The sequence below is a fragment of the Alkalilacustris brevis genome (genome assembly GCF_003350345.1).
Classification (GTDB): Bacteria; Pseudomonadota; Alphaproteobacteria; order Rhodobacterales; family Rhodobacteraceae; genus Alkalilacustris; species Alkalilacustris brevis.
The window spans coordinates 1-2,580 of the sequence record NZ_QNVJ01000045.1 but is presented as its reverse complement, the minus strand read 5'-3'; the positions used below and the strand labels follow the sequence as shown (position 1 = coordinate 2,580).

Genomic DNA, 2,580 nt, shown 5'->3' with positions numbered 1-2,580 from the left:
GAAACCGCCCTGCGCGAGTATATCGCCGATCCGCAGGTGGAGGTTGAGGTGCAGAATTTTCGGGCGCATCGCGTTACCATCACCGGCACGATCGGCACGCCCGGCAGCACCACCCTGACGAATGTCCCCCTTCGCCTGCTCGATCTGGTCAACAATTCGGGCATTTCCGACGAATCCGATCTGCGCCAGGTGGTCATTCGCCGGCACGGCCGGGAGTTTCGCGTCAATCTGCTCGCCTTCATGGAAGAGGGGCAGCCCAACCAGAATCCGATTCTTCTGCCGCAAGACGTGGTCTATGTGCCCCCTCTGTCGGACAACAGGGTCTTCACTTTCGGCGAGATAGGCGTGGGCGAAATTCGCCTTGGTCCCGAACGCAAGACCCTGACAGAGGTTCTGGCTGCACGCGGCGGCCCGTCACGGGTGCGCGGAGATGCGCGCGGCATTTTCGTGTTTCGCCGCCCTCCGGGGCAGACCGAAGGCTTCCTGGTGTTCCAGTTCGACCTGCGCGATGCCAGTGTCCTGATGCTGACGTCGCAATTCGCGATGGCGCCCATGGATGTGGTCTTCGTGACAACCGATCCGATCACGCGCTGGAACGATACCGTGGGCAGGCTGCTGACCCCGGTTTCCGGTGTGGTGAGGGTAAGGTCGATTGCCGAAGACATAGCCGAATGACCCAGCGCCTGCTCACTGTCTGCACGGGCAATATCTGCCGCTCGCCCGTGGCTGAAGCCGCCTTTCGCCAGGCCCTTCCAGGTGTGATTGTGCGCTCTGCCGGTTTGCATGCGCTTGTTGGCCACGATATTGATCGTGACAGCGCAAGTGCCGCAAGAGCGCATGGCATCGAGATCCAGCCGCATCGTGCGCAGCAGTTTTCAGATGAGCTGGGGCGTGATGCCGACGTGATCTTCGTGATGGAGAACCATCACCGCAGCGAAATGATGTCGCGCTGGCCTCATCTGATCGGCAAGACATTCCTGCTGGGCCATTTTGAACAGGGCAAGGAGATCCCCGATCCCTACAAGCGCGGCCAGGCCATGCACCTGCAGATGGCGGAACTGGTACTGGAAAGCGTCCGCCAATGGGCAGAGCAACTGGAAAACCTGAAATGAACCAGAATCGTCCCGCCCAACCCTTGCAAATGGGTACTGCGCGCAGTGAGGGCGAGGATGAGTTCGCCCTTTCGGATCTGTTTGCGCAGATTCTGGCGCGCAAATGGTGGATGCTGACGATCCTGCTTCTGGGCGGCCTCGCGGGGGCTTTCATAGGGCAATTGGCCCCGAACATGTTTCGGGCCGACGCCGTGGTGCAGATCGAGCGCCGGTCGGGCTCGGTCTCGTTGCCGGCCGAGTTGGTGGGCACTCTGCTCAGCGGTGCCGAAGGCACCAGCGGCCCGCTGGCAACCGAGATTCACATCATTCGCTCGCGGCTTATCCTTCGACCGGTTGTCGATGCGCTGTCGCTCGATCTCAGGGTCGATCCGGTAAAGGCCCCGGTCATCGGCGAGGCCCTGGCGCGAAGGAACCTGCCGTTCATTGGTGACTTCCTGCCTGAAAGATTTATTCGCGCGGGTGAGTATCTGCAGGTTGCGCGGCTCGATCTGCCCGCCGACCTGGACCAGGTGGATCTGCATCTCGAAGTGCTTGCGGCAGGCCGGGTTGCCGTGACCTTGCCCGATGGTGCGCGCATCGAGGCCGATTCAGACGCGCCCATCGCCTTGCCTGGTGGAGGAACACTTGAAATTGCGGCCCTGCAAGCCCCGCCGGGCCGCGAGTTCAGGGTGCGGCGCATCGCCCCGCGCGTAGCCATTCAGGCGGTCGCCCGCGGGCTTGAAATCGTCGAGCGGGGCTCGTCAGGCATCGTGGACTTTTCGTTCAGCGGGCCGGACCCGGACCAGGCCACGCGGATCATCAACACGGTTGTCGAAACCTACCAGGATCACAATCTTGGCCGCCGCTCTGCCCAGATCGACCAGAGCATTGCCTTCATCGAAGAGCAACTGCCGGAACTGCGTGCGGAATACCGCGCAGCCAGCGAGGCGCTTGCAGAATACCGGCGCAATCAGGATAGCCGCGAACTCAGCCTGACGACCCAGCAATTGCTCAACCAGACAGTCGAGCTGGAAACCGAGATCGAGAATCTCGAATTCAGGCGCGAGCAATTGCTTTTGCGGCTGACCTCCAACCACCCGGATTATCTCGCCCTCGTGGCCGAGGAAGACCGCCTGCGCGCGCGGCTGGAAGACCTGCGCGCGCTTATGGGCGAGGTTCCCGAGGCGGAACAAGAGCTTGCAAGGCTCACGCAGCAGGTTGACCGGGCCCGCCAGCTTGAGTTGCAGTTGACCAACCGGGTGGAGCAACTGCGCATTCTTCGCGCCAGCACGATCGGCAACATCTTCGTGCTGGAGCCGGCTGAATTCGGCCGCCAGGTCGGGCCTGACCGCCGCACGCCCATCATATTGGGGGCAACCCTGGCATTCCTGCTCGGCGCGCTCGGGGTGTTCGGCGTCAACGCCCTTCGCCGCGGCATCGAGGACGCGCGCGAGATCGAGGATCTGGGCCTGTCGCTCTACGCGACGGT

At 62.6% G+C, this 2,580-nt stretch carries 3 protein-coding genes; all 3 read left to right on the top strand.

Annotated features, from left to right (window positions below; all coding sequences use genetic code 11):
* A partial coding sequence (locus DQ229_RS16470; RefSeq protein ID WP_476561125.1) for a polysaccharide biosynthesis/export family protein occupies positions 1-675 on the top strand: 675 nt, incomplete at its 5' end.
* Positions 672-1,112 (top strand): low molecular weight protein-tyrosine-phosphatase, encoded by a 441-nt coding sequence (locus DQ229_RS06140; protein WP_114965390.1) that lies wholly within the window; start codon positions 672-674, stop codon positions 1,110-1,112. The genes DQ229_RS16470 and DQ229_RS06140, both read left to right, overlap by 4 nt.
* A 29-nt stretch (positions 1,113-1,141) precedes the next feature.
* Positions 1,142-2,580 (top strand): Wzz/FepE/Etk N-terminal domain-containing protein (locus DQ229_RS06135; RefSeq protein ID WP_238380976.1); only part of this gene is annotated, 1,439 nt, incomplete at its 3' end.